General features: G+C 50.5%; 24 protein-coding genes and 2 riboswitches. Of the genes, 18 read left to right on the top strand and 6 right to left on the bottom strand.

Annotation, left to right across the window (positions count from 1 at the left end):
• Positions 1-31: 31 nt before the first annotated feature.
• The 13 genes from ACW9JV_RS15930 (at position 32) to ACW9JV_RS15870 (ending at position 12,186) form a co-directional block, all read left to right on the top strand.
• Positions 32-1,498, top strand: a complete 1,467-nt coding sequence (locus ACW9JV_RS15930; RefSeq protein WP_457336215.1) for a potassium/proton antiporter — start codon at positions 32-34, stop codon at positions 1,496-1,498.
• Between the two features lie 40 nt (positions 1,499-1,538).
• Positions 1,539-2,438: an AEC family transporter gene (locus ACW9JV_RS15925; protein ID WP_457336213.1), complete on the top strand. Its 900-nt coding sequence runs from the start codon at positions 1,539-1,541 to the stop codon at positions 2,436-2,438.
• Positions 2,439-2,512: 74 nt separating this feature from the next.
• Entirely contained in the window at positions 2,513-3,265 is a 753-nt protein-coding gene (locus ACW9JV_RS15920; protein WP_457336211.1) for a FixH family protein, read from the top strand.
• A gap of 92 nt (positions 3,266-3,357) precedes the next feature.
• A riboswitch (TPP riboswitch) is annotated at positions 3,358-3,466 on the top strand.
• Between the two features lie 85 nt (positions 3,467-3,551).
• A complete protein-coding gene (locus ACW9JV_RS15915; protein ID WP_457336209.1) occupies positions 3,552-4,148 on the top strand; it encodes a thiamine phosphate synthase in 597 nt (198 codons plus the stop codon).
• Positions 4,145-5,293: a glycine oxidase ThiO gene (thiO, locus tag ACW9JV_RS15910; protein ID WP_457336207.1), complete on the top strand. Its 1,149-nt coding sequence runs from the start codon at positions 4,145-4,147 to the stop codon at positions 5,291-5,293. Before ACW9JV_RS15915 ends, thiO begins: the two co-directional genes overlap by 4 nt.
• Positions 5,277-5,480, top strand: a complete 204-nt coding sequence (thiS, locus tag ACW9JV_RS15905) for a sulfur carrier protein ThiS (RefSeq protein WP_457336205.1) — start codon at positions 5,277-5,279, stop codon at positions 5,478-5,480. The genes thiO and thiS overlap by 17 nt, the downstream gene beginning before the upstream one ends.
• 4 nt (positions 5,481-5,484) lie before the next feature.
• Positions 5,485-6,252, top strand: coding sequence for a thiazole synthase (locus tag ACW9JV_RS15900; protein WP_457336203.1), 768 nt, complete (start codon positions 5,485-5,487; stop codon positions 6,250-6,252).
• On the top strand, positions 6,252-7,265 hold the full coding sequence (locus ACW9JV_RS15895; RefSeq protein WP_457337219.1) for a ThiF family adenylyltransferase: 1,014 nt from the start codon (positions 6,252-6,254) through the stop codon (positions 7,263-7,265). Before ACW9JV_RS15900 ends, ACW9JV_RS15895 begins: the two co-directional genes overlap by 1 nt.
• Positions 7,266-7,557: 292 nt before the next feature.
• Positions 7,558-8,706: an NAD-dependent epimerase/dehydratase family protein gene (locus ACW9JV_RS15890; RefSeq protein ID WP_457336201.1), complete on the top strand. Its 1,149-nt coding sequence runs from the start codon at positions 7,558-7,560 to the stop codon at positions 8,704-8,706.
• Between the two features lie 20 nt (positions 8,707-8,726).
• On the top strand, positions 8,727-9,869 hold the full coding sequence (locus ACW9JV_RS15885) for a glycosyltransferase family 4 protein (protein ID WP_457336199.1): 1,143 nt from the start codon (positions 8,727-8,729) through the stop codon (positions 9,867-9,869).
• 41 nt (positions 9,870-9,910) lie between these two features.
• On the top strand, positions 9,911-10,366 hold the full coding sequence (locus ACW9JV_RS15880; protein ID WP_457336197.1) for a GtrA family protein: 456 nt from the start codon (positions 9,911-9,913) through the stop codon (positions 10,364-10,366).
• 173 nt (positions 10,367-10,539) lie between these two features.
• Positions 10,540-11,010, top strand: coding sequence for a hypothetical protein (locus ACW9JV_RS15875; protein WP_457336195.1), 471 nt, complete (start codon positions 10,540-10,542; stop codon positions 11,008-11,010).
• A gap of 30 nt (positions 11,011-11,040) precedes the next feature.
• The gene (locus ACW9JV_RS15870) at positions 11,041-12,186 is read left to right on the top strand and encodes a glycerate kinase (RefSeq protein WP_457336193.1); all 1,146 of its coding nucleotides are present in this window, start codon (positions 11,041-11,043) and stop codon (positions 12,184-12,186) included.
• 62 nt (positions 12,187-12,248) lie between these two features.
• On the opposite strand, the gene cls is transcribed toward ACW9JV_RS15870, so the two are convergent.
• Complete coding sequence (gene cls / locus ACW9JV_RS15865) at positions 12,249-13,697, bottom strand: cardiolipin synthase (RefSeq protein WP_457336191.1); 1,449 nt, start codon at positions 13,695-13,697, stop codon at positions 12,249-12,251.
• Positions 13,698-13,877: 180 nt separating this feature from the next.
• On the opposite strand from cls, the gene coaW reads away from it, so the two are divergent.
• The 5 genes from coaW to thiE all read left to right on the top strand — a co-directional run bounded on the left by coaW (position 13,878) and on the right by thiE (position 17,728).
• The gene (gene coaW / locus ACW9JV_RS15860; protein ID WP_457336189.1) at positions 13,878-14,720 is read left to right on the top strand and encodes a type II pantothenate kinase; all 843 of its coding nucleotides are present in this window, start codon (positions 13,878-13,880) and stop codon (positions 14,718-14,720) included.
• 28 nt (positions 14,721-14,748) lie between these two features.
• Positions 14,749-15,207 (top strand): MarR family winged helix-turn-helix transcriptional regulator, encoded by a 459-nt coding sequence (locus ACW9JV_RS15855; protein ID WP_457336187.1) that lies wholly within the window; start codon positions 14,749-14,751, stop codon positions 15,205-15,207.
• A gap of 53 nt (positions 15,208-15,260) precedes the next feature.
• Positions 15,261-15,370, top strand: a riboswitch (TPP riboswitch).
• A 74-nt stretch (positions 15,371-15,444) separates the two neighbouring features.
• Entirely contained in the window at positions 15,445-16,269 is an 825-nt protein-coding gene (gene thiD / locus ACW9JV_RS15850; protein ID WP_457336185.1) for a bifunctional hydroxymethylpyrimidine kinase/phosphomethylpyrimidine kinase, read from the top strand.
• 3 nt (positions 16,270-16,272) lie between these two features.
• A complete protein-coding gene (gene thiM, locus ACW9JV_RS15845) occupies positions 16,273-17,103 on the top strand; it encodes a hydroxyethylthiazole kinase (RefSeq protein WP_457336183.1) in 831 nt (276 codons plus the stop codon).
• The gene (gene thiE / locus ACW9JV_RS15840) at positions 17,096-17,728 is read left to right on the top strand and encodes a thiamine phosphate synthase (protein ID WP_457336181.1); all 633 of its coding nucleotides are present in this window, start codon (positions 17,096-17,098) and stop codon (positions 17,726-17,728) included. Before thiM ends, thiE begins: the two co-directional genes overlap by 8 nt.
• Before the next feature lie 189 nt (positions 17,729-17,917).
• Here the strand turns inward: thiE and nirD are convergent, their stop codons facing one another.
• The 5 genes from nirD to ACW9JV_RS15815 form a co-directional block, all read right to left on the bottom strand.
• Positions 17,918-18,238, bottom strand: a complete 321-nt coding sequence (nirD, locus tag ACW9JV_RS15835) for a nitrite reductase small subunit NirD (protein ID WP_457336180.1) — start codon at positions 18,236-18,238, stop codon at positions 17,918-17,920.
• Between the two features lie 16 nt (positions 18,239-18,254).
• Positions 18,255-20,690 carry a nitrite reductase large subunit NirB gene (gene nirB, locus ACW9JV_RS15830; protein WP_457336178.1) on the bottom strand — a complete coding sequence of 812 codons (2,436 nt, stop codon included), beginning with the start codon at positions 20,688-20,690 and terminating at the stop codon, positions 18,255-18,257.
• A 33-nt stretch (positions 20,691-20,723) separates the two neighbouring features.
• Positions 20,724-21,890 (bottom strand): uroporphyrinogen-III C-methyltransferase, encoded by a 1,167-nt coding sequence (gene cobA, locus ACW9JV_RS15825; protein ID WP_457336176.1) that lies wholly within the window; start codon positions 21,888-21,890, stop codon positions 20,724-20,726.
• Positions 21,891-22,075: 185 nt separating this feature from the next.
• The gene (locus ACW9JV_RS15820) at positions 22,076-23,386 is read right to left on the bottom strand and encodes a hemolysin family protein (RefSeq protein WP_457336174.1); all 1,311 of its coding nucleotides are present in this window, start codon (positions 23,384-23,386) and stop codon (positions 22,076-22,078) included.
• 72 nt (positions 23,387-23,458) lie between these two features.
• On the bottom strand, positions 23,459-26,707 hold the full coding sequence (locus ACW9JV_RS15815) for a DEAD/DEAH box helicase (RefSeq protein WP_457336172.1): 3,249 nt from the start codon (positions 26,705-26,707) through the stop codon (positions 23,459-23,461).
• Positions 26,708-26,816: the final 109 nt, after the last annotated feature.

Here is a 26,816-nt window from a genome sequence, read left to right as displayed (position 1 = left end):
ACATGTTCAGGTGTGGGAGAGGAGATCACGTATGTTTGCCGGGGGTTTCAATATTGATTCATTTGTGCTGCTGTCTGCGCTGCTTTTAATCGTAGGCGTAACAGTAACGAAATTTTCTGCGAGGCTTGGGATGCCTTCGCTGATCCTGTTTATTCTGGTCGGGATGCTCATTGGAAGTGACGGCCTCGGTATTATTTATTTTGATAATGCTGAACAGGCCCGGCTGGTGGGCGTTATCGCGCTTGTCATCATCCTGTTTGAAGGCGGCCTTCAGACAAAATGGTCCGTCATCAAACCCGTGATCGGCCCTTCCCTTAGCCTGGCTACATTCGGGGTGCTGATCACCTCGTTTATTGTCGGCACAGCGGCATGGTATGTCGTTGATCTGACATGGCTGGAGGCTCTTCTTCTTGGTGCCATTGTCGGTTCAACCGATGCTGCTGCGGTGTTTGCTTCGTTGAAGGAAAGAAACATAAAAACAAAAATTGCAGCCACGATGGAGGCGGAATCCGGCACGAATGATCCGATGGCTGTGTTTTTGACGCTTCTTTTTGTTGAATTAATTATTGTGGATCAGCCGAATTACTGGTTGTTAATCGGGTCTTTTTTCTGGCAGATGGGGATCGGTCTTGTCGTCGGCCTTGTTCTCGGAAAAGCTGCCTCGGCGTCGATCAACCGCATTAATCTTGATTCCAGCGGTCTTTATCCTATCTTTGCACTTTCCTTTGCCCTGTTAATTTATAGTGTGGCCTCTCTTTCCCAGGCAAGCGGTTTTCTTGCGGTATATGTTGCAGCGCTGGTCATCGGTAACTCGGAACTGACCTACCGGCATTCGATTTTCCGATTTAATGAAGGATTTGCATGGATGGCCCAGATCCTTATGTTTATAATTCTCGGTCTGCTGGCTTTCCCTGAACAGATTCTGTCCCCGAATGTGATGGGCAGCGGCCTGCTGCTGTCGGCGGTTCTTATTTTTGCAGCGAGACCGGCTGCTTCGTTCCTGTCACTAATGGGGATGAAATATCAATGGAAAGAAAAACTTTTCCTTTCCTGGGCGGGGCTGCGCGGAGCGGTGCCGATCGTCCTTGCGACATTTGCGATTGTCGCGGATGTAGAAAACGGCGCCATGATTTTTAATGTAGTATTTTTTATCGTATTGACATCTGCTTTGATTCAAGGTTCCACGCTTTCCTATATGTCTAATAAACTGGGGCTTTCCGGTCCGAAAAAAGAAACCCCGACCCATTCCCTTGAATTAATATCGATCGGGCGGGCCAATGCGGAAATCATCGAATTTCAGACCGATGAAAAAACGTCCATTGTCGGGAAGAAACTGCAGGATATTGATTTTCCGGATTCTGTTCTCATAAGTGCGATTGTCCGTGACGATGAACTGATCACACCATATGGAGAAACACAAGTGCAGAAGGGTGATTTTTTATACATTCTTGTTTCGAGAAAAGAAAAAAAGAAACTCCGTCAGATGCTGAAAGTCTGAAAGAGGAGATGATTCCCGGAGAGTAAAGGTGGTCATTGTTATGTCTGTGTTTCTGAACGTTCTTGTGCCTATCATTCTGATTTTTGCGGCGGGTTATCTGCTTCAGAGAAAGCAGATCCTGGAGGTGGGATCTGTCTCCGCTGTAGCGCTTTACATATTAAATCCTGCCCTTGTTTTCCGCACCTTTTATACGACGGAACCAGATGCGGATTTATTCCGCATCGTTTTATTCACGATTTTGTTTCTCATTGTCATGCTGCTTCTTAATAAACTGCTCGCTATGTTCATGAAATGGGATACCGAAAAAACGAGCGGGATGACACTGGCAACAACATTTATGAATTCCGGAAACTACGGAGCTCCGCTCGTTCTTTTCGCCTTTGGTGATACGGCTTTTTCCTATTCGATTATATTTATGGTCATTCAGGCCTTGTTCATGAGCACTATCGGGGTTTACATAGCCAACCGCAGCAGCCTGTCAGCCGGGGATGCGTTCCGGGTCGTGCTGAAGATGCCTGTTTTTCATGCGCTCATTGTCGGAGTACTGTGTCAGGCTGTACAATTGGAAATAACAGAATCGTACATGGATGCCGTGAATATGCTTGCTGACGCCGCGATTCCTGTCGTCATGATTGTGCTCGGCATGCAGCTGGCGAAGATTTCCGTATCCGCTCTGGACTGGAAACTGGTTGGTATCGGTACGGCTCTCCGCCTCGTTATTTCTCCGGCCGCGGCGTTTCTGCTCACTCTTGTGCTGCAGACCGGACCGACACTGAGCGCGGTTCTCATCGTTTCGGCTGCGATGCCGACCGCCGCCACGATTGCGATGATTTCGGTACAGTTTAATTCCAGTCCAAATATGGTATCAAGCATTACACTGGTGACAACGCTGTGTAGTGTACCGTCCCTGTGGGTTTTGCTGTCCCTGTTCGGAGTGTAAACAAATTGTCAAGAAGGCAGGAAGAAAGGTCCCGCTGAATTGATGTATAATGGAATAAAAAGGTGGTGGACGAGATGAAAGGTTTATATACCGTTGCGGCTCTCCTGCTGTTTGTGCTCATGCTCAGTGCCTGCGGTCAGGCGCAGGATCAAGGAGATACGTCCGGAGGAGAAGAGACAGAACTGGCAGCGATCGAGGTGGAAACGGACATGCCTGAAAAACCGGAGCCCGGAGAAGAAGTGGAGCTTGCAGCTTCCGTCACACAGGGAAATGAAGCAGTGAGCGATGCGGATGAAGTTCGTTTTGAAATCTGGAAAGACGGATCCAAATCCGACAGTGAGGAAATTCTGTCCGAAAATAGAGAAGACAACCGCTATTCCATTTCGTATACGTTTGAGGAAGAGGCTCTATATCATGTTACCGCTCACGTTACGGCAAGAGATATGCACAATATGCCGACCGCAGATGTGACGGTGGGAAATCCGGAAACGAACAGCAGCGAATCGGATGAAAGTGCTGCCGGAGAAGGCAGTGAGCCGTTCAATATAACGTATCAGTCCGAACCTGCTGTAGTGGGAGAACCATCGGATCTGACATTTGCCGTACAGCATGAAGGAGAGGCGTTGACAGGTGCTGATGTCAGATACGAAATAGAATCGGAAGGAGAAGGTTCTGTCGTATGGCTGGAGACGGAAGAAACCGGGGACGGCGTCTATACAGGTACGCACATTTTCGAAGCAGCTGGTGATTATACACTGACCCTTCATGCGGAAAATGAAGAAGGACTCCACGAGCACGAAAACACTACGATCACAGCAGAGGAGTAGTGTCCTGAAGCGAAAAACCCGGTTGACAGCGGACTGAAAGTTCGCTTATGATGAATATAAATTCCAATACGTTTCTAAAAAAACGAATAATGCAGCACCACTGGGGGTGCCCTCGAGAAGGGCTGAGATTAAAGTAAACCTTTAAAACCCTTGGAACCTGACCTGGATGATTCCAGCGGAGGAAAGTGGGATGTCGGGACACTGAAATCCAACACCGCTTTCCTTCATAAGGGAAGCGGTTTTTTACTGTTTATTATTGTCATAAAGAAAGGGGCTTTCCGTACGAATGCTCCATATTATTTCAACAGGCCGGCAGCCGTTTCGGCAGTGGTTGGATATCACAACCCGGATTTACCGGGAGACAGACTATATTCATATCCGCGAAAAAACATGGGATGCCGCGCAGATCCGCCTGGCTGTCCAGAAACTGGAAGAGGAAGGCGTGCCGCGCACACGTATTATTCTGAACGACCATCCGGAGCTGGTGAAGGAAATGGAACTGGCGGCCGTTCACCTGCCGGAACCCAGACCGATACCGGACCACGTAACCTTTCCGGGAAAAAAAGGGTCCTCGATTCACGATGCAGAGGCAGCCGTCCAAAAAGAAAGAGAAGGGGCGGATTACCTTTTTTTCGGTCATGTTTTTGAGACCGGCAGCAAGCCGAATGATCCGGGCAGAGGGCTGAACGCCCTCAAACAGACAGCAGCAGCCGTTTCGATCCCGGTGATAGCGATTGGAGGCATCACCCCGGATAACGCGGGATGGTGTCTGGACTACGGCGCAACCGGTGCGGCGGTTATGTCCGGCGTGTATGAGGCACATGATCCGAAAGCGGCGGCAGAGGCTTTTCGGGCTGTTTTACCCAAGGGAGGCATAGCATGAGAAAAACGTATGATGTACTTGTGATCGGCGGGGGCATTAACGGCAGTTCCATTGCATATCAAACCGCATCACGGAACAGACGGACGGCGGTGCTGGAGAAAACGACAACCGGGGCGGAAGCTTCCAGCGCAGCGGCCGGCATGCTTGGTGCCCAGTCTGAAATGAAAGAATACAGCCCGTTTTTCGAATTTGCCAGGCAGAGCCGGGATATGTTTCCGGATCTGATCCCGGAGCTCGAAGAAAAGTCAGGGACCGCTGTTTCCTATGTCTGTAACGGGATGCTCAAAGTGGCAGATACACCCGCGGAAAAAAGCAGACTTGAACAGATGTATTATTTTCAGAAGCAGGCCGGCGAGCAGGTGGAATGGCTGGAGCCGGAACAGGTGAAAGCCGTGGACAAAAGTGTTGCTGAAGGCCATTTCGGCGCTTTATATATCTACGGCGACGGGCAGGTGAAAGCTCCGGAACTGACAAGAGCGTATGCAGGGGCAGCTGTCCGGGAAGGGGCTGATTTTTATGAGTATACGCCGGTGCTGCGCTTCATCCTCGACGGGAGCCGGGTCACAGGAGTGGAAACACCGCAGGGGTATTTCTACGCCGATCAGATTGTTCTGGCAGGCGGAGCCTGGTCCCGCTTCATTCCTCCGTTTGGCGGACAGCTCCCTCCGCTCATTCCGGTAAAAGGGGAGTGTGTGGGGCTGCATTCGAGAGAACCGATTCTCGAAAAAACCGTACACGCTTCGGATTTTTATATTGTCCCCAAACCCGGAGGTTCGATTATTATCGGCGCCACAGAGCGTGAAGGGGAAATGGGAAAAGAGGTAAGTGCCGAAGCCGTGCAGACCCTTCTGCATAAAGCCTGCCGTCTTGTACCCGGACTCAGCCGTGCTTCCTGGGAACGAACCTGGAGCGGAGTACGCCCGCAGTCCCTGGATGGAAAACCTTATCTCGGACAGACCGCGTTTGACGGATTATGGATGGCAGCGGGTCACTACCGCAACGGTATATTGTTATCCGCCTTAACCGGAAAATGGATGGCGGAAGTATTGGAAGGAGACGCGGCGGAAACGGAATGGCTGACAGCTTTCTCGCCGCAGCGCCATGTATGTGGAAAGGAGGAAGAGATCGTTGCAGCTGATTATTAATGGAACCAACCACACTATTCCCGAAGAAAGAAACACTGTGAGCGGCTTGATGGAACATCTGAAGCTTGGCGGTAAAAAAACAGTCGTGGAGCGCAACGGTACCATCGTCCAAAAAGAAGAACATGACAATGAACCGGTGGAAGAAGGAGACAAACTGGAGATTGTCCATTTTGTAGGAGGAGGATGACAGCATGTTGAAAATAGGCGGTTATACGTTTAGCTCCCGGTTGTTTCTTGGGACCGGCAAGTACGCGGACGCCCAGACACAGAAAGAAGCGGTGAAAGCTTCTGGAACGGAAGTGTTGACGTTTGCGGTCCGGAGAATGAACTTATTTGATGCAAGCCAGCCCGATCCATTTGAAAGCATGGATCTGGAGGGATTTCGTCTGCTTCCGAACACGGCAGGCGCGAAGACAGCCGAAGAAGCAGTCCGGATTGCTCATATTGCAGCCGCAGCTGATATGTGCGACATGATCAAGGTGGAGGTCATCGGCTGTGACAAAACGCTGCTCCCGGATCCGGTGGAAACGATCAAAGCATCCGAAACACTGCTCGAAGAAGGGTATACAGTTCTTGCGTATATGTCCGATGATGTCGTGCTGGCCAGACGCCTTCAGGACCTCGGGGTGCATGCGGTGATGCCGGGTGCTTCTCCGATTGGCACGGGCCTTGGCATTATCAATCCGTTTAATTTGTCCCATATTATAGAGCAGGCGGATGTTCCTGTCATTGTGGATGCCGGTATCGGCAGTCCGAAAGACGCGGTCCAGGCGATGGAACTCGGCGCAGACGGTATCCTGTTAAATACGGCGGTCTCCGGTGCAGAGAACCCGGTGAAGATGGCAGAAGCCATGAAGTATGGCCTGGAAGCCGGCAGACTTGGTTATGAGGCCGGCCGGATAGATAAAAAATATTATGCGCAGGCAAGCAGTCCGACAGAGGGATTGAGCCGCCTGTGATGGAAAACCGCTATTCCCGTCAGACGATGTTTTCAGGCATTGGTAAGCAGGGTCAGCAGCTGCTCGCAGAAAAACATGTGCTTATTGTAGGCGCCGGGGCGCTTGGAAGTGCAGCTGCAGAAACACTGGCACGTGCCGGAACCGGACGTCTGACGATCATCGACCGGGATTATGTGGAGTACAGCAATCTGAACCGGCAGCAGCTTTATACAGAAACAGACGCAGCCCTGCCGATGCCAAAGGCGGAAGCCGCGAAAGAAAGACTGGAAGCGGTGAACTCGGAGATTACGATCGAAGCTGTCATCGGGGAAGCCGATCCAGCGTTTCTGGAATCCATCGGGCCGGTGGATGTTATGATTGATGCGCTTGATAATTTCGACACCCGCATGCTGTTGAATGATTTCTCCCAGAAACACGGGATTCCCTGGATATATGGTGCTTGTGTGGGAAGCTACGGGCTGACCTACACCGTCCTGCCGGGAGAGACGCCGTGTCTGCATTGTCTGATGGAAGATATCCCATTAGACGGCGAAACCTGTGACACGACCGGTGTCATAGCGCCCGCGGTCCAGATGGTCAGTGCCCACCAGACGACGGAGGCCATGAAGCTTTTAACAGAGCAGCCGCATGAGCTGCGGGGGACGCTGTTGTCGTTTGATATCTGGTCGAATGAAAGGTCCGCGCTGCGTGTGGATTCGCTCAAAAAACCAGACTGCCCCTCCTGTGGAGAGGGCGCTCATTACCCGTTTCTGGCCTATGAAAACCGTGCCAGGACAGAAGTTCTCTGCGGACGGGACGCCGTCCAGGTCCGCCCGGGCTCCCGGCAGTATGTATCCCTGCCCGATTTAAAGAATCGGTATGAAAGCCGGGTGCAAAAAGAGAATCCGCATCTTTTGGTACTGCAGCTGGAGGATAAACGCTTCGTTATTTTTGCGGACGGACGCACGATCATTCACGGCGAGAGTGACAAAGCCAGAGCCCGGACGCTGTACCAGAAATATATCGGCGGTTAATACAGAAGAAAAGAAGGACTTTCCCGTTCCGGCGGGGAAGTTTTTTAACTGTAAAAGAATATTTTATTTTTGTAAAAACTGATTTCATTAAATATTCATTTCAATTTGACACATACAATGAGAAAGAAAATGTTATAATGTCAAAGGAACTTCCGCACGGCGGATAACGTTTGCGAAAAGGGCTGGAACATGATACCTTTTCTTTGGTATCATCAGCAGGTATAAGAATCTGCCATTTCATATGGCGTTTCATATATCAATTGACTATTAAGATGAGAGTGGAGGTTATGACGTGAATATTATCATAGCTGGAGGAGACGGTTTTTGCGGGTGGCCTACGGCCCTCTATTTATCCAGACAGGGGCATGATGTTTCAATCATTGATAACATGGCCCGCAGAAAATGGGATGACGAGCTTCATTCCAATTCGATTACCCCGATTGCTGATCTGACCGAACGTGTGGAGAAATGGAAAGAACTGACCGGCAGGGAAATTCGTACATACGAAGGCGACCTGAACCATTATGACTTTCTGAAGCAGGTGCTTCTTACGGAAGAACCGGACGCCTTTGTTCATTTTGCCGAGCAGCGTTCCGCTCCTTATTCAATGATTGACCGTGAACATGCTGTGTTCACCCAGGTGAACAATGTTGTCGGCAACCTGAATGTGCTTTTCGGCATTAAGGAGGTTGTTCCGGATTGCCATCTTATTAAACTGGGTACAATGGGAGAATACGGCACCCCGAATATCCCGATCGAGGAAGGCTATCTGGAAGTGGAACATAAAGGCCGTAAAGATGTGCTTCCTTACCCGAAACAGCCCGGCTCTTTCTATCACCTTTCCAAGGTGCATGACAGCCACAATATTATGTTCACGTGCAAAATATGGGGCATCCGTGCCACCGATCTGAACCAGGGTGTGGTGTATGGGCTGGAAACAGACGAAACAAAGATGGATCCGGTACTTTCGAACCGCCTGGATTATGACGGAGTTTTTGGCACCGCATTGAACCGGTTCATCATTCAGTCCACCATCGGCCATGACTTGACGGTTTACGGAAAAGGCGGACAGACACGAGGCTTCCTGAATCTCGAGGATACAGTGCGCTGCATCGAGATCGCAGCGGAAAATCCTGCGGATAAAGGGGAATTCCGGGTATTTAACCAGTTTACCGAAGAATTCTCCGTTCTGGACCTGGCGAACAAGGTACAGAAAGTCGCTCAGGAAGAAGGCTTCGACACCAACATTGCACACCTCGAAAACCCGAGAGTGGAGCTTGAAGACCATTATTTCCATGCGGAAAACACAAAACTGAAAGATCTCGGCCTGGAACCACATCTGTTGACTGATGAAGTCATCCGCGACATTCTCAAAGCCGTGATGCATCATAAAGACCGGGTCATCGAAGAAAATGTGCTGCCGGGTGTATCCTGGAAATAAGGAAACTGGGAGTGTCCTCCTTGAAGATCGCGATTGTAACGGAAACTTTTTTACCATCCACAGATGGGATTGTCACCAGGCTGACCGCCTGTATCAGGTGGCTCCATCAACAGGGTCATGAGGTGCAGATTATTGCCCCTGACCTTGGAGTGTACGAGTTTGAGGGTGCGGTGATTAAGGGAGTTCCTGCGAGAACGCTCCCTTTTTACCGGTCGAAACAGTTCGCCCTCCCTAATCGTATCGTTAAAGAATATCTGGCAGACTATCATCCGGATGTGGTTCATGTTGTGAACCCGGCGATTCTCGGATACTCGGGGGTGAAGTATGCGCACCAGCTCGGCTATCCGCTGGTCGCATCCTATCACACCAATGTGGCTCAGTATCTGGATTATTACCATCTTTCCCCTTTTAAGGGACTTATCTGGTGGTATTTCCGCAAACTGCATAACCAGGCCGACCTGAACATCTGCACCTCACAGACGGTACAGAATGAGCTGGTATCCCGGGAATTTCACAACGTACATGTATGGAAGCGGGGCGTGGATACGGAAAACTTTCATCCCGGCAATTACTGCAGCAGCATGCGGGACAAGTTGACCGGCGGCAGGCCGGAGGATAAACTGCTTCTTTATGTGGGCCGGCTGGCGCCGGAAAAAGAAATCGAAAAGCTCCGCTCGGTGCTGGAGGAATCGGATGAGTTTTCTCTGGCCATTGTCGGGGACGGTCCGCACCGCGAACCGCTGGAGAAGCACTTTGAAGGCACGAAGACGGTATTTACCGGTTTCATGCATGGAGAAGAACTGGCACAGGCTTATGCTTCTTCTGATGTTTTTGTCTTTCCTTCCACGACAGAGACACTTGGTCTTGTGATACTGGAAGCGATGGCGTCCGGTCTTCCTCTCGTGGCGGCACGGAGTGGTCCGACGTGTGAACAGATAGAGGATGAACGCACCGGTCTGCTCTATAATGCAGAGAAAGACGGTGATTTTGTTGATACCGTCCGTCGTTTTGAAGATGAGACCCTGCGGAAACGGCTGGCAGCCAACGCCCGTAAAGACATCGGCGAGCTGGGCTGGTCGGAAGCCGCAAGCCAGCTGCTGGAATTATATTATGAAGCGGTTGGATTGGAAGAGGCTGCCCGGAAACAAGAGGAACTGACGTAGCGGACGCCCTCTGATCCAGTCATGGAAATAGAAGGGATATCATGGCGAAGAAAGAACTAACAAAAGGACCATTTCAGTTCATGCAGTTCAGTGTTATTGGTCTGGCTAATGCAGGAGTGGATATTGGGACATTGAATCTGCTCCTTGTCCTGTTTCCAACCGATGAACACGGAATGCTTGCTCTTTTTAATACGATCGCCTATTCCCTTGCTGTAGCCAACAGTTATTTCTGGAATGTGATGATTACGTTCCGGAACTCAGCTGAAGGCAGCCGGCGGCAGAGGCTGATGTTTATTCTTCAGGGTATTGTCAGTCTCGGTGTGAATAATATCGTATTTCTGGGAGCAAATCAGCTGCTGGAATGGATCGGTATTCCAAGATGGCTGCGCTATAACGCCGCCAAAGGCTGTGCCATGTTTTTGTCCTTCACGGCCAGTTTCTTTATGATTAAGTTTTTTGTATTCCAGGACACCGACAAGAAGTTTTTTCGTAAATGAAAAGAATCGCCAGGGTCCGGACACTGAGCCGGACCTTTTTAATGAAAAAACGCGGGATTTCACACTCTGCTGTGATTTGTAATAAAATAAAAAAGGGATAAAACGATTTTTATCGAAGGATGTAGTACTACCATTCCTATAAGGTTAATGGCCAAAGAAAAAAGGGGGATGACATGACAGATCGAGAGCCTGTTCATTTATATCTTTCAAGGTATCAGGAGCATATTGCGTATTTACAGGAAACAGGCCAGGAGTCACCGGGGTGGCGCGAGCTCCGGGAAGAGGAACTGCCCGGCTTTCTGCAGGTGAAGCATTCGCAGGTGCAGATAGAAACAGAGTCGATTGTCAGGGATTTTGCCGAAGAAGGTACCTGGAAGCAGGGAAGTCTGCTGCACGTCCGTCTTAAACTGGTCGATGGGACGGAACTGGCGATACACGGTTATTATGTTCCTTCCAGACAGGATTGGTATCCGGATGAAAATCCGATGATCCACAAGAGCAGTCACTGCGGGTACTGTCAAACGATTATCGGCCTTGTCCGGCACACAGATCTGAAAGAAGAATTATGCATGCTCCCCCTGCCGGAGAAAAAATTACTGTTTGAGACAGTGCTTCAGCGTCACCAGCATGAGTTGTACAAATAGCATGATTATTCCAGGACAGGAGCGAAACGTATGAAAGTAGTCATTGCACCGGATTCTTTCAAAGAAAGTATGACAGCTATGCAGGCTGCCGAAGCAGTGGAAAGAGGAATCAGACAGGTATACGGAGACCGGATCGAGACAGAGCGGATTCCGATGGCTGATGGAGGAGAAGGAACGACACGATCGATGGCTGATGCCCTGCAGGGAAAAATGATTGAAAAAGACGTAACCGGTCCGGCGGGAAATCCCGTGCGGGCTGAATTTGCGGTGCTTGGAGATGGACAGACGGCAGTTATTGAAATGGCGGAAGCTTCAGGCATTGCCCTTGTTCCAAAAGAGAAGCGGAATCCTCTGACAGCGACGTCATACGGAACCGGAGAACTGATAAAAGCAGCACTTGATGAAGGTGTCGGAAAAATCATACTGGGGATCGGCGGCAGTGCCACGAACGACGGTGGCGCCGGTATGTTTCAGGCGCTGGGCGGACAGCTGCTCGATGCCTCCGGCCGGGCCCTTTCTGAAGGCGGGGCTGCCTTGTCGGATCTTTCCCGGATTGATCTTTCCGGACTCGATTCCCGCCTTGCCCATACAGACATCCGGACAGCCTGTGATGTTACCAATCCATTGACCGGCGCGAACGGAGCCAGCGCAGTATACGGACCGCAGAAAGGTGCGGACAGGGAAATGATCGATGTATTGGACAAGGCGCTGGCCCATTATGCCTCCATTATTGAAGCGCAGCTCGGTATCCATGTGGAAAGCCTGCCGGGTGCCGGAGCGGCCGGCGGCATGGGAGCCGGCTTAAAGGCGTTCATGAATGCGGTGCTGGAACCGGGTATCGATATTGTACTGAACGAAACACGTTTTGCTGAACGAATGCAGGATGCTGATCTGGTTATCACCGGGGAAGGGAAACTGGATCATCAGACAGTATTTGGGAAGACACCGGTGGGAGTAGCAGAAGCGGCGCGGGCGGTGAAAAAGGTGCCGGTGCTGGCATTCTGCGGACAGCTGGGAGAAGGATACGAAGCGGTCTTTTCGCGCGGCATTACCGCGGCATTCAGTTTAATGCCCGGACCTGGAACCGTGGAGGCCGCGATGAAGAACGGCGAAACCTACATAGAGCACCTGGCGAGAAATACAGCCGCTGTCTGGAAAGCAGGGCAGGCGGACTGAAAGATATAACCACGGCCCATAAGTAAAGAGCTGTCCCTCACGAGCGGGACAGCTCTTTGTTTCTACAGGATCGGAGACAATAAATGGGAGATGGATTCCTTGAACCGGATCCACAGGGACCGTTTTTTGTAATCTTCCAGCGTAAGTTCGCGGCAGTATGTCATGTCTGTTTCAAACGTTAAGGCCATGCGCTGCGCGGTTGGACGGTGGTATAGGAAAGCATTCACCTCGAAATTAAGGCGGAAGCTTCTTACGTCAATATTGGCCGTACCGACCGAGCAGACCTTTCCGTCCACGACAATCGTTTTGGCGTGGATAAATCCATTCTCATAGACAAATACTTTTGCTCCTGCCTTTAACAGCTCCCCGACGTGGGAATAGGTCGCCCAATAGACAAAGGGATGATCCGGTTTATCCGGAATCATAATCCGCACGTCTTTTCCCGATAAGGCAGCGATCCGCAGCGTATCCATCAAACTCTGATCGGGAATGAAATAGGGTGTCTGAATGTAAATGGAATCCTTGGCAGCCATAATCATTTTCATGTACCCGTTTTTAATCTGTTCCCATTCCGAGTCGGGACCGCTTGAAATAATCTGGGCGGCCATATCGCCGGTGGCTTCCAGTTCAGGAAAAAGCCGTTCTTCATAATGGATGTAATGCCGGTGCGTGGCCTGGTTCCAGTCCAGGATAAAACGGGTCTGAAGGGCTTTAACGACCTGCCCGCTCATGCGCAGGTGGGTATCGCGCCAATATCCGAATCTCGGATTCAGCCCCAGGTATTCGTCCCCGACATTAAAACCGCCGAGATACCCGGTCCTGCCGTCGATCACCACCACTTTCCGGTGGTTGCGGTAATTCAGACGCAGGTTGATGAAAGGAATCCGCCGCGGGAAAAAGATTTCGACTTCACCGCCGGCCTTTTTCAACGCGTGAAAGGCGTGTTTCGGAAGCTTTCTGGAGCCCATTTCATCATACAGGATGCGGACCCTTATACCTTCCCGCGCTTTTCTCGTTAACGCCTCCAGCAGCCTTGTGCCGAGCTCATCATTCCGGAAAATGTAGTACTGCAGATGAATATGATCCTCGGCATCGTTAATATCCTCGATCAGCTGGTCAAATTTTTCCCGGCCGTCGGTGAAAATGTCGACATTATTGTTTTCTGTCAAAAGGGCATCATTATTCACAAGATGCATGTAAATCAGGTCTCTGTAATCTCTGGCATCCGGATCGGAAAAGTGAAAGCGCTGCTCCCGGAGCGACTGAATTTGTTCCTGAATCAAATCCTCGATCCCGATTTTTTTGATATCATCCCAGTCAAACAGCCGTTTCCGGCTCATGTTCTGTCCGAATACCAGATAAAGAATGAATCCAAGAAACGGGACGAACAAGAGAACCATCAGCCAGGCCCACGTTGACGTGGCATCTTTTCGTTCCAGAAAGATAATGATAACAGCAAAAATAAAATTCAGAAGAAATACAAGACTGATTAAAATGGAATAAACACCCATAAGTTTCCCTGCCTAACTGTGTGCACTGATTTCCATAGTATAACAAAAAAAACGCCCTTCGTCTGTGGAAGAACCGCCATCGGATAAAATATTCTATCATTCGGCAAGGGTTTTGGTATAAAATATACGAAGATATCGTAAAGTCACGGGAGGAGAGACAGAAAGGGGAAGGCAGAGCCGATGAACAGGCAGTATGTAGGTATTGATGCCGGCGGAACACTTGCGAAGATCGTATATACGAAAAACGACAGGATACAATATAAGAAAATGAGAACCGACCAGATCGATGAGATCATTGATTGGATACATAACCGCTTTTCAGAGCCGGAAATACATATAACAGGTGGGAAGGCGGGGGTGCTGGCTGCAGCATTTCCGGAACGGATTATCAAAGTCAATGAATTTGAGGCGACCTGTGCAGGAGTGCGCCGGCTGCTTGAACAGCAGGGTCTGGACTCCGCTGTCGGAAGCCGGTTTCTTGTAACCAACGTTGGAACAGGAACTTCGATACATTATGTTTCCGGGGAAAGGTATGAACGTATCGGAGGAAGCGGTATGGGAGGCGGAACCCTCCTCGGCCTGTCTTATCTGCTTACAGGTGAAGATGACTTTGAAACCATTTTAAAAATGGGCCGGGAAGGGGACGGACCATCGTTGAATATGACCGTGGCTGACATTTACTCCCACGAGACACCACCGATTCCCGGAGAACTCACTGCCAGTAATTTTGGAAATACAGCTAATATGAAAGAATCGACATTTTCCAACGAAGATTATATTGCAGCGATTGTAAGAATGATCGGCGAAACGATTACGACCATGAGTGTGCAGGCTGCGGAACGTCTGGATACGAATGCTGTTGTTTATATTGGTTCGACATTCGCGGGCCATGATACACTAAAAGAGATAATAAAAGGCTACACACAATTACGGGGAAAAGAACCTTACTTCCTGCCGCAGGGAGAGTACAGCGGAGCGGTCGGAGCGCTGCTGCACAACGGACGGATCAATGCTGTCCTGTAACGGGGAAGAGAAAAGGGGATAATCAATCATGAATACACAGGAATATAGACGAATCTATTTGGAATCCATCGATTCACTGGAAAATATAGTGAAATACCTGCAGCCGAAACTGCCGATCCTGAGTAAACTGCAGCTCACATCCCGCCAGGAATCCATGATGATATTGTTTATCCGGCACGAAGGGATGACGCTTGGGGAAATGGCGGAGCGGCTCGGTATTTCAAAAAGCGCGGTCACCCAATCCGTAAATAAACTCGAAAATGAAGATCTGTTGATCCGTTTCATCAATGAAAACAACCGCAGGGAAGTAACGATGAGTCTCGGAGAAACCGGGAAACAGCTGAAAAAAGAATTTGACATGTTCGAAACGTCTATCGTCCAGGATTATTTGACTCAGCTTGAACTGGAGGAGCTGAAACAAATGCTCAGCACCTTCAGGAAGTTCGAAGCCATTATTAAAGAAGGAGAGAAGAACAGCAGCAGCTGATTGACAGGTTTGATTCCTGTCCAGTAGGATATATATAAAGACGTATTGATACAACTATCCACTAGGGGCGCTGAACACAGCTGAGATGATGCTTTTTTCGGGCATCGGTCCCTCAGAACCTGATATGGCTAGTACCATCGGAGGAAAGTGGAGCGAACGCACAGATGGATAAACGATGAATGTGCAGCCGCTCTTCCTGAAGAAGAGCGGCTTTTCTTATTGAAGGAGGAAAAAAATATGAATGATATTCCGAGTGTCCTGTCTATTGCCGGCACTGATCCAAGCGGCGGTGCTGGTATTCATGCGGATCTGAAAACATTTCAGGAGTGTAAAGTCTACGGCATGGCAGTGGTGACGTCAGTCATCGCCCAGAATACCGAAGGAGTGCAGAACGTATGGCATCTGCCGATTGATGCACTGGAAGAACAGATTATGGCCGTCCTTGAAGATATCAGGCCTGACGTTATTAAAACAGGCATGATTGCCACCCCGGAGATGATCGAAAAGACGGCAAAGCTGCTGGAGAACGCAGATATTCCCCTCGTCATTGATCCTGTGATGGTGGCCACCAGCGGAGATTCATTGATGGAGGACGAATCCACGTCCATCATGAAAAACAAACTGTTTCCACTGGCTGCAGTCGCCACGCCGAATATGGATGAAGCCAGGCTGCTTACCGGCATGGACATTCAGACCCGGGAAGATGTTGAAAAAGCAGCAAAGATGCTTGTCGAAGATATGGGGGTCTCCGCAGCCGTAATAAAAGGCGGTCATAAGGCAGGAGATGCCGAGGATATTATCTACTACAATGGAGAAGTGGATGTCGTAAGCGTGCCCAGAACAAAGACACATCACACCCATGGCACCGGATGCACCTTTTCTGCAGCGATCGCGGCTCATCTTGCCCGCGGGCAGGAAGTGAAAGAGGCGATCCGTAACAGTAAGACCTTTATTACCCATGCAGTATCACAAACGCTCGGTATCGGGAAAGGAAACGGTCCGGTCAATCACTGGGGATCGAGATTTTCCCGGGAGGACCTGCTGCACGAAGGAAGGAGGTAAAAAATGAAAGCAAAAGAAGTCGGAGCTTTTTTAGACCAGGTAAGAAACCAAAAACCACTGATTTACAATATTACGAACAAGGTAGTGGCTGGTTTTAACGCCAACGGCCTGCTGGCTGTCGGCGCATCCCCGGTGATGGCGGACGCCCCGGACGAAGCAGCCGATATGGCGGCTGCAGCGGATGCCCTTGTGCTGAATATCGGAACCCTTCATCCGGAACAGGTGGAAAGTATGTATACTGCCGGCAGAGCGGCTTCCCAAAAAGGCATTCCGGTTGTGCTGGATCCTGTCGGAGCAGGAGCGACGCCGTACCGGACCAACACTGCCCGCGATCTGCTGCGGCAGCTGGATGTGACGCTGCTCCGCGGCAACGTTGGGGAGATTTCTGCCATCGCTGGACTGGATAGTGAGATGAAAGGAGTAGACGTATCCGGCACCAATAAGGATACGGCTGTCATTGCAGAATATGCAGCTGATACCCTCGGCCTTCCGGCGGCCGTCACCGGGCCGGTGGATGCGGTATCCAACGGCAGGGATACGTATCATATCTACAACGGACATTCCATGATGGCAAGAATAACCGGAAGCGGCTGCCTTGCCAGTGCAGTGGCGGCCTCCTTTTTAACGGCATCGGAAGACGTCGTCAAAGGAGCGGCGGCGGCTCTCGGGTTTTACGGCACAGCAGCAGAACGGGCGGAAGGCTTTGCGGCCAATCAAGGTCCGGGGACCTTCCAGATTGAACTGTTGAATGCGCTGTATCACGTCGGGGAACTTGATCTCCGTCAGAGTCTTCATATGAAACAGGTGAAACAGGTGAAACAGGATCATGAATAGGGATCAGTATCTTCTATATTTTATTATGGGAAGCAACAACACGAACAGAGATCCGGAAGAAGCGCTGCGGGAAGCAGTGGAAGGCGGTATTACCTGCTTTCAGTTCCGGGAAAAAGGAACAGGAGCCCGCACCGGCGGAGAAAGAAAAAAGCTGGCACAGCGTCTGCAGCTGATATGCCGGGAGGCCGGAATTCCGTTTATCGTCAATGATGACGTGGAGCTTGCGCTGGAGTTGGAAGCGGACGGCATTCATGCCGGACAGGAAGACACACCGCTTCGCGACATTAAAAGGCAGTGCCCATCCTCCATGACAGTCGGCGTTTCCGCTAAAACGACAGAAGAGGCGGCAAAAGCGGTACAGGAAGGTGCGGATTACCTCGGCGTCGGACCGATGTTTGGCACAACGACAAAAGAAGACGCCGAAGCTCCGATCGGACCGGAGGCTGTTCGTCAACTTCGCGAGTCCGGAATCACGGTCCCGGTGGTCGGGATCGGCGGTATTGATTCCGGAAATGCCAAAGCCGTCACGGCATCCGGGGCAGACGGGGTGTCTGTGATATCGGCTATCAGCCGCGCGGAGGATATCAGGCAGGCCGCGCAGTCGCTGAGGGAGGCACTGCGCTGAAAAGACATTTCGATTCCATTTACGGACATCTTCAGCCGCGGAATGGCTGGTATTTCCGTGTAGAACCCACAATGATTGATGACGGCTTCGAAAATGTCTAGAAAACACCGATACTGGTCAATACAGCATTCCATAACGAAAAAACTGGCCACTAAACAGATATAGCGGACAGTTTTTTTTTATATGAAATTATTCGTACAGCAGATAAACGGCACCGTCTTCCACGCTGGTTTCAAATGTTTTGACGCAGCCTTCATCAGCGCCTTGAACGACGCCGTCGGTTACATCGATTTTCCAGTCGTGCAGCGGACAGAAGACGTATCTGCCGCTCACAAGGCCCTGGGAAAGAGGGCCGCCGCGGTGGGGGCAGCTGTTTTCCACCGCGTGAACCTCCCCGTCGGTCAAAAAAACGGCGATGGACTGTTCACCAACGATCACTTCTTTCGCAAGATGTGGTTCGAGTTCATCATAATCCAGAATATAAAGCTTCTTCCCCTGAAGAGTATCCATGTGTTTCACTCCTTTTTTAGACAAGTTCTACAGCTTTACGCTCGAATAGTTCTTTCCGCTTGTTTTCATTATGGGTCAGGCTGGCCCACGGATCTTCCGGCTTGTTTTCAAGGGCGTGATCCATGCGTTCCTTATAGAACTGCCGGGTGTCCGGATCCTCAATAATGGTTTGACGGATATGGTCGAGGCCGACGCGTTCCACCCAGTGGGAGGTACGCTCCAGGTAATGGGCGTCTTCCCGGTAGTACTGCAGGAAAGCACTCATAATATCGAGAAGCTCGTCACCGGACTCGACTTTCACAAGCATGTCGCCGCCACGGAGGTCGACTCCGCCGTTTCCTCCGACATACATTTCCCATGCGCCTTCCACCCCGACGATACCGATGTCCTTAATGCCGGACTCCGCACAGTTCCGCGGGCAGGCGGAAACGGCCATCTTCACTTTGTGCGGGGTGTTGAGCCGTTCGAATTTTTTCTCAATGGCAATACCCATGCCGATGGAATCCTGAGTGCCGAACCGGCAGAAATCCTCGCCGACGCATGTTTTGACGGTACGGATGGCTTTTCCGTAGGCATGCCCGGACGGCATATCAAGATCGGACCAGATATCCGGCAGATCTTCTTTGTTAACACCGAGCATATCAATGCGCTGGCCGCCCGTTAGTTTCAGCATCGGAACGTCATATTTATCGGCAACGTTGGCGATGGTGCGGAGCTGATCCGAATTGGTCACGCCGCCGTACATTCTTGGAACAACGGAATAAGTACCGTCATTTTGGATATTGGCGTGCATCCGTTCGTTTACGAAACGGGAGCGGTCATCGTCTTCATACGTTTGGGGGTGAACGACACCGAGGTAGTAGTTAATGGCCGGACGGCATTTGGTGCAGCCTTCTTCATGTTCCCAGCCGAGTACATTCATGACTTCGCGCGGATGAGTGAGCTGCCGGGTGCGGATCGCGTCCTGCACCTGCTCATGGGACATGGTCGTGCATCCGCACATCGGTTCCACCTGCGCTTCGGTGACTTCATCGCCGAGCACTGCCTGAAGAAGATCGGAAACGAGCGGTTTACAGCCGCCGCAGGAACGGGAAGCGTTCGTGTGCTTCTTGATTTCCTCCACCGATGTAAGACCATCCTGTTCTATGGCCTGGACGATCGCTTCTTTGGACACTCCGTTACAACCGCAGATCGTTTCTTCTGGAGCCATGGAAAGAACCGGACTTTCTGACGCTTCAGCGTTTTCCGACGGCAGCAGTACCGCTTTGCTCATGCCGCTGATGTCCTCCTGCTTTTTCATCATATCCAGCAGCCGCGGCGAATCGGAGGTATCCCCGAAAAGCACGGATCCGACGACTTTATCGTCCTGGACGGTTACTTTTTTATACACGCCTTCGAATTCGTCGTGAACCCGTACAGCTTTTTTGTCCTCTCCGTCCATGAAATCTCCGGCGGAAAAGACATCCACCCCGGAAACTTTCAACTGTGTATACATAAGGGATCCAGTATAAGCGGCTGTGGAGGACTCGTCACAGAGCCGGTCGGCCAATACTTTTGCCTGTTCATACAGCGGAGCGACGAGCCCGTAGGCGATGCCGTTGTGTTCGGCACATTCGCCGACGGCATACACGTTGGGGATATCTGCTTCCATGTAGTCATTGACGACAACGGCACGGTTCGTTTCAATTCCCGCCTTCTGTGCGAGCGCAACATTTGGTTTAATGCCGACAGCCATGACGACAAGATCGGCGTATAATTTCGTGCCGTCTTTGAAATACAGGCCTTCCACCCGGTCCCTGCCGACAATCTGTTCGGTTTGCTTCTTCATATGAAAACGCATGCCCTGCTGTTCGAGTTCTTCTCTGAGCATCTGTCCGGCCGTGCTGTCCAGCTGCCGTTCCATGAGAGAATCTTCGAGATGAATCACGTCCGTTTCCATGTTTAGATTGAGTAGTCCGCGGGCGGCTTCAAGGCCGAGAAGACCTCCGCCGATAACGGCAGCCCGCTTATACTGCGATGAAGCGTTAATCATGGTTTCGCAGTCTTCGATGTCGCGGAAGGCAATGACACCTTCTTTGTCGGCTCCCGGCAGCGGAAGCATAAACGGATTGGAGCCGGTGGCCAGAATCAGGCGGTCGTATGGAAGGGTGACGTTCTTTTCGCTCGTAACGGTCTTTTTCTCTGTATCAATATCCGCGACAGGATCCCCGGTATAGAGGGCGATATTGTTTTGTTCGTACCATTCGTAGGTATTTAGAATAATATCATCCAATTCCGTATCCCCCTGCAGCACGGAGGATAATGAAATACGGTTGTAGTTGGGGTGTGGTTCTTTTCCGAAGATGGTGATGTCATAGCGCTCCGGATCTTTTTTCAGTATTTCCTCTACCGTTCGTACACCGGCCATACCGTTTCCGATAACGACTAATTGTTCTCTGCTGCCTGCTGTCATAGATATTCCTCCTTGAGTAAAATGAAAAGGTTTCTACACCATGGCTTTACTGATTGTATCTGTGGACGGCTGATGTTCCTCTGCAAGAAAGCGGCCCTGCCATTCTTCCGGGGTTTCGAGCGGTAAAACAGGCAGGAGGGAAGTGAGGATGCCGGGTTCTGCTTGATCCACAGTCATCCAGAAAGTGAGAAGATGTTCCGGCTCTTTCTTCCTCTGCAGCAGTGTTTCATATAACTGTTGCCCTGCCTCGGAGGAAGGGAAAACAGCATGGCGGATAAATCCTTCTTCAAGCAGCCGATTCATGATCTCCTCTGTATTTTCGGAGTAATGAGAATCTTCTGATAAGAGAGGGTGTATATATACATCCTGCCCTTCTGTTTTTAACTGTTCAAACACATGCTGTTCAAGCCGGTTCTGCGGAAAAGCGAGGATACCTCCCGTTTCTGAAGGACGGAACCATTGGTGATCCCCGTGTTGTCCGGCTGCTTTCCCGATAAGGATAATAGAAGGATTTGTTATATTCTGTTCGTCTGCCAGAGTTTCTATGGTATCTAACGAACCGCTGACTGTGCGCTGACGGTTGTGAGCTGCCCATTCTACCATTAATACAGGGGTGGCGGGATCTTTTCCATGTCCCAACAGCTGATCTGCTATCATGGGGAGGCGTTTCACACTCATATACCAGATGAGTGTATCAGTCGTTGCGGCTAGGTTTTCCCAGTCCATGTCTTCCTGGCCGGACGTCTCATGCCCATGTCCGGTCATGACACGGTAGCCGTGTGCCTCCCGGCGGTGGGTGAGCGAAACGCCGGCATATGAAGCAGCAGCACTGCCGGCGGTGATGCCGGGCACTATTTCGTAGGGGATACGACGCTGTTTCAGTTCTTCCAGTTCCTCTGCCAGCCGTCCGAAAATGCCGGGATCTCCACCTTTCAACCGCACCACCTTTTTTCCGCGCCGGGCCTGCACGATCATTTCATGCTGGATATCTTCCTGTCTTAATGTATGGTCACAGGGTTTTTTGCCGCAGTAGATCAGCTTGGCATCCGCCGGAGCGTGCAGTAAAAGGGCGGGATGCGCAAGACGGTCATATAGAACAACGTCGGCAATTCTCAGACATTCTGCGCCGCGGAGAGTGATCAGGTCGGGGGAGCCGGGCCCCGCTCCGACGATGTGGATGGTTCCATACGATTCTTCCATATCCAGAGATCCCCCTTTCTCTTCCGTACTTGGTTTTTCATTTTTAATATGTATTTTGAGTGTATAGTATCCGGGAGGTATTTTGGTGGAAAACGAAAGGAAATCTAACATACTTTTTCAATCATTGATAAGAGAAACGAACGTGTTCTGCCGGGTCAAACCTTCGAACAAAAAAAGGAAGCCCTTTAAGGAGAAGGGCTTTCTTTCTGCACAGCTTCGATGGATTTAATCTGACGGCCTGTCAGTTTTCTGGGGATAAACGTCCAGTTGTTATGGGTGATGCCTTCCCCTTCCTTAATATTGTGTTTCACGGACAAAAGCCATCCTCCAAGTGTGTCCACCGGCTTTTCTTCAATATCAAGACCCAGTTTTTCGTTCACTTCCTCGAGAAGAACCTTTCCGTCCATTAAAAAGCGGGAATTCTGTTCATTCAGCGGCTGAATAAAATCCTGTTCATGGTCGTCGAGTTCATCCCGCATTTCGCCGACAATCTCTTCCAGAATATCTTCGACCGTAATGATACCCGCGGTACCGCCGTATTCATCAAGCAGCACTGCCATGTGTGTTTCTTCTCTGCGCATGTGTACGAGCAATTCCGTGAGGGGAGTCGTTTCAATCATCTGTACCATCGGACGCAGGTAGGCGGAAAGATCCAAAGGTCTGCCGGGTGTGGAAGCGAACGCTCCCAGCACTTCTTTGGCATGGATCAAACCGGCGATGTCATCTTTATCCTCACGAATCACCGGATATCTGGTATAAGGTTCTCCCGAAATGATTTCCATCGTGTGATCGGCGGAATCCGTGAGAGATACAGTCACCATTTCCGTGCGGGGAATCATGATGTCCCCGGCAGAACGGTTATCAAACGCAAAAATACGGTTCATAAAATCGTACTCGGATTTGTTGATTTCCCCTTTTTCCAGGCTCTTTGAAAGAATAATGCGAAGCTCTTCTTCGGAATGAGCCGTCTGGTGTTCAGAGGCCGGCCGGATTCCGAACAGCCGTGTCAGCATCTGGGCGGATCCGTTCAACAGCCAGATAAACGGATACATGATTTTGTAAAACCAGATGATGGGCTTGGAAAAGGCTAATGCGATGGCTTCTGCTTTTTGAATGGCAAACGTTTTCGGTGCGAGTTCCCCCATGACAACGTGAAGGTAAGTGACAAGAATAAAAGCCAGAACAAAACTGATAATGGACGCTGCTGCTTCAGGCAGGGGAAGATACGCGAGAAGCGGATGCAGAATCCGTTCAACGGTGGGTTCCCCGAGCCAGCCAAGCCCCAGTGCCGTAATGGTGATGCCGAGCTGGCAGGCGGAGAGGTATTCATCCAGTCCGTCCATGACTTTTTCTGCCGATTCAGCTCTTGAGATACCTTCGGCTTTAAGGTTTTCGATTCTGGAACTGCGCGCTTTGACAATGGCAAACTCGGTTGCGACAAAAAAAGCGGTAAGCAGTATAAGTAGTATTAACAGAATGATATTAATATAAAGCATGAGCCGTCCTCCGCTGTAAACGTCTTGTTTCTAGCGTGGCTCATTTTATGATTTTTACTCACTGAATAGATATTATAAATTCAGCAGCTCCCGTACATCCTCTTCGGAAAGCGAGGACAAATTGGTTTCACCGGACTGAATGACCTGGTCAAACAACTTTTTTTTCCTATCCTGCAGCTGCTGGATTTTTTCTTCGATGGTACCCTGTGAAATCAGTTTGATAACCTGGACGGCCTGTTTCTGGCCGATCCGGTGCGCACGGTCGGCGGCCTGGGTTTCCACAGCGGGGTTCCACCACAGGTCAAACAGGATTACTGTGTCCGCCCCCGTGAGGTTCAACCCGGTTCCACCGGCCTTCAGCGAAATTAGAAAGGCTTCCCCGGCCCCGTTATTGAAATCCTCTGTCATCTGAACCCGGTTCTGTCCCGGAGTTTTACCGTCGAGATAAAAGTAGGAGTATCCTTTTTCGTCAAAGGCGCTGCTGATGAAGGACAGCATGGATGTAAACTGGGAAAAAACGAGAACCCGGCTGCCATTTTCACGGGCATTTTCCATCACATCCATTAATTCTTCCAGCTTACCGGAACCACCGTAGTATTCTTCAAGAAACATGCCGGGATGGCAGCAGAGCTGGCGCAGCCTTGTCAGGTTGGCCAGAATGTTCATCCGGTTCTCCTGAAAACTGCCTTGCTGCAGCTGTCCGGCTGTTTCTTCCTTGATCCGGTTCAGGTAGGCCACATAGGTTTCCCGCTGTGTTTTTGTCAGCTCACAGTGCAGTGTTGTTTCTATTTTGTCCGGAAGTTCGGTGAGTACCTCCGATTTGGTACGTCTCAGGATAAACGGAGACACACGCTGCCGTATCGTTTCCATTTCCATGCTTTTAAACGTCTGGATATCCGGAAACAGGCCGGGCATCAGAATGGCAAACAGGGACCACAACTCATCGATTTTGTTCTCGATGGGTGTACCGCTTAAAGCAAAGGCTTTTTCTGTCCGGATCCGCCGCACAGCACGGAACGTTTTGGAGGTATGATTCTTGAGCGCCTGCGCTTCGTCGAGAATCAGCCCGTGCCATATTCGTTCCTCATACAAATCAATATCGCGGCGCAGCAGCGGATACGACGTAATCAGTATGTCGGCTTCTTCGGCTGCATAGAGCTGTTTTCGGCGCGCAGCTTTACTTCCTTCCACGAGACGCACGGTGAGCTCCGGTGTAAACGTCGACGCTTCGTTTTTCCAATTGTAGACGAGGGAGGAAGGTGCCGCGACAAGAAAAGGCGGTGCTTCCGGACGTTCGCGACGTTCCGAAAGAATGTAGCTCAACGTCTGAAGCGTCTTGCCAAGTCCCATATCGTCGGCGAGAATCCCGCCGAAACCATAGGTGGATAAGGCTTTCAGCCACTGGAATCCGTTTATCTGGTAGTCCCGGGCTTCTGCCGGAATGCCTTCCGGAAACGGATATTTGAATTGTTCCGGCGTCTGGATATCGTGAAGCAGTTTGTCGACGCTGCTGCTTTTCTGCCAGTGTCCTCCGGTGTTGAAATGTTTATCTGCCTGAAAGGCCCGGTAGGCGGGAAGCCGCAGTGTCCCATCTTTCCAGTCTTCAGGGGAAGTTCCGGTTTCATCCAGAAAATCCTTTACGCCCTGCAGCAGCTCATGATCGAGCGGCACGTACCTTCCGTCTGCTGTTTTATGGTAGGTGCGTTTTTCTTTTAGTCCGTGCATGAGTTCATACAGTTCTTCTTCATTAAGATCGTCGGTCTGAAACGAAATATCGAGCCATCCGAGCGATTCATCCAGAGCTGAATCGACAGAAAAATGTTCCGGAGGGATGAGCATTCTCTCTACCTCACGGCTCATGAAAATGTCCGCCTTATCTTTGAGATCAGGCAGCAGACTGGTCAGAAAATGATAGATCGACGTCTCTTCGGCGAGCGTTAAGGTCTGACCGTTCCAATGAAAGCCGGCGGATTCTATGCCCTGCAGGATTTCTTCTTCTTTTTGGGAATCCCGGATCAAGAGAGATGATTCCGCATCGGCATCTCTTGTTTCGGTGACCGCATGAAGCGAATGCGGGCCATAGCAGAACAGCGGATCCGCATGTACCGCACCATCGTCGGCATCCAGATAAATTTTTGCCCGGAGGGGGTGGGCTTCCACCGCCTCTTCCACGTCCGTATCCACGGTTAACCGGTTCTGCTCCTGCAGGGAGGAAGCAACAGAAGCATACACCTGTTCCAGTTCACGATGATCCAGGGGAAGCCTCCCGGCTGGTGTGTCCATAAGCATATGAAATAACAGCTCGGTGTGATGATCGTTCTCTTCCTTCATTTCGTAGAGTCTGTCGTTCCAGATGTAGTAAGGAGTCAGACTGACTTTGCGCGGCGGATGTTCAAACGATGAATACGATAGATAATAATGCTCCTTATCCTGATGCAGCTGAAATGTTCCCGGCCACTGCTGTTTTACAGTAAGCGGAACCAGCGAACCGACGGAAGGGCGGATGAGAACATTGCTGCATTCCAGCAGGGCTTCTATGATGCCGGCTGCGGCTACCGGGGGAATAGCGACCTCGGCGCGCCCGGACGTTTCACCGTTTAGGAAACTGGTCTGCCGGTCGGCCCACTTCTGGTTGCGGATGATTTCCTGGAGTTTCTGTATGACGGTAAGGTCTGTTTCTTCAAAATAATGATAGGTTGGATCAAATGTAAATTTCTTTGTGAACGGAAGCAGGGACCGCTGCCGCATGGCAGACAGAAGGGCCTCTATATCTTTGACGACGTAAAGCTTATCCGTGCCTATCCTCATCTGTACTGAAAAATGCTGTTCCTGCGGATACATTCTGTCTTTATGAAAGGTGAGAACGAATTCGGTATGAAGGGCTTCGCCGACCGATTCCACAGACTGCATCCGTCCGGCAAAATAATCAACGAACAGCTTTTTCAGGGAAGCGGTGGCTTCCTCTTCTGATTCTTCAGGCCGCTGGGGAGCTCTTTGTTGTTTTGGTGCCGGAGATCTGGGAGCGGGCTCTTCCGGTGCGGCATAAAAAAGAAGCACAGCGGCAATATGTTTACATATGTCCATGCCCTCGTCATGAGCCGGACAGCTGCAGTCGTATTCCTGAAGTTCTCCGTCTTCATGAAACAGAAGATGGACAGTATAATTATAAGTACCGGCAACAACTGCTTTTATTTTCGTGAAAGACCCCGCCGTATTTTCATTGACGGGTGTCACCCGGTTGTCCTTCCAATAGGCCAACCCTCGGTTGTATATCGTTGTTCCGGCAAGTTTCCGGATGGTAGTCTTCGTCGAAAAACGCACCCTTCTTCCTCCTTCTCGTAAAAAAACAGTACCCATCATTATAACATATTCATAGCGAGGAAAGGGCCGAGCAGGAGAAGGAGAAAAGAAATCTTTACAAGCGGTGTTG

Source organism: Salibacterium sp. K-3 (genome assembly GCF_054052005.1).
This window is presented reverse-complemented; position numbering and strand designations above follow the sequence as displayed.

What these genes read in the sequence shown, in the direction of transcription:
- ACW9JV_RS15930 (WP_457336215.1), top strand. Translation starts at nt 32, where the DNA reads ATGTTTGCCGGGGGTTTCAATATTGATTCATTTGTGCTGCTGTCTGCG.
- ACW9JV_RS15925 (WP_457336213.1), top strand. Translation starts at nt 1,539, where the DNA reads ATGTCTGTGTTTCTGAACGTTCTTGTGCCTATCATTCTGATTTTTGCG.
- ACW9JV_RS15920 (WP_457336211.1), top strand. Translation starts at nt 2,513, where the DNA reads ATGAAAGGTTTATATACCGTTGCGGCTCTCCTGCTGTTTGTGCTCATG.
- ACW9JV_RS15915 (WP_457336209.1), top strand. Translation starts at nt 3,552, where the DNA reads ATGCTCCATATTATTTCAACAGGCCGGCAGCCGTTTCGGCAGTGGTTG.
- thiO (WP_457336207.1), top strand. Translation starts at nt 4,145, where the DNA reads ATGAGAAAAACGTATGATGTACTTGTGATCGGCGGGGGCATTAACGGC.
- ACW9JV_RS15900 (WP_457336203.1), top strand. Translation starts at nt 5,485, where the DNA reads ATGTTGAAAATAGGCGGTTATACGTTTAGCTCCCGGTTGTTTCTTGGG.
- ACW9JV_RS15895 (WP_457337219.1), top strand. Translation starts at nt 6,252, where the DNA reads ATGGAAAACCGCTATTCCCGTCAGACGATGTTTTCAGGCATTGGTAAG.
- ACW9JV_RS15880 (WP_457336197.1), top strand. Translation starts at nt 9,911, where the DNA reads ATGGCGAAGAAAGAACTAACAAAAGGACCATTTCAGTTCATGCAGTTC.
- ACW9JV_RS15875 (WP_457336195.1), top strand. Translation starts at nt 10,540, where the DNA reads ATGACAGATCGAGAGCCTGTTCATTTATATCTTTCAAGGTATCAGGAG.
- ACW9JV_RS15870 (WP_457336193.1), top strand. Translation starts at nt 11,041, where the DNA reads ATGAAAGTAGTCATTGCACCGGATTCTTTCAAAGAAAGTATGACAGCT.
- cls (WP_457336191.1), bottom strand. Translation starts at nt 13,697, where the DNA reads ATGGGTGTTTATTCCATTTTAATCAGTCTTGTATTTCTTCTGAATTTT.
- coaW (WP_457336189.1), top strand. Translation starts at nt 13,878, where the DNA reads ATGAACAGGCAGTATGTAGGTATTGATGCCGGCGGAACACTTGCGAAG.
- ACW9JV_RS15855 (WP_457336187.1), top strand. Translation starts at nt 14,749, where the DNA reads ATGAATACACAGGAATATAGACGAATCTATTTGGAATCCATCGATTCA.
- thiD (WP_457336185.1), top strand. Translation starts at nt 15,445, where the DNA reads ATGAATGATATTCCGAGTGTCCTGTCTATTGCCGGCACTGATCCAAGC.
- thiM (WP_457336183.1), top strand. Translation starts at nt 16,273, where the DNA reads ATGAAAGCAAAAGAAGTCGGAGCTTTTTTAGACCAGGTAAGAAACCAA.
- thiE (WP_457336181.1), top strand. Translation starts at nt 17,096, where the DNA reads ATGAATAGGGATCAGTATCTTCTATATTTTATTATGGGAAGCAACAAC.
- nirD (WP_457336180.1), bottom strand. Translation starts at nt 18,238, where the DNA reads ATGGATACTCTTCAGGGGAAGAAGCTTTATATTCTGGATTATGATGAA.
- nirB (WP_457336178.1), bottom strand. Translation starts at nt 20,690, where the DNA reads ATGACAGCAGGCAGCAGAGAACAATTAGTCGTTATCGGAAACGGTATG.
- cobA (WP_457336176.1), bottom strand. Translation starts at nt 21,890, where the DNA reads ATGGAAGAATCGTATGGAACCATCCACATCGTCGGAGCGGGGCCCGGC.
- ACW9JV_RS15820 (WP_457336174.1), bottom strand. Translation starts at nt 23,386, where the DNA reads ATGCTTTATATTAATATCATTCTGTTAATACTACTTATACTGCTTACC.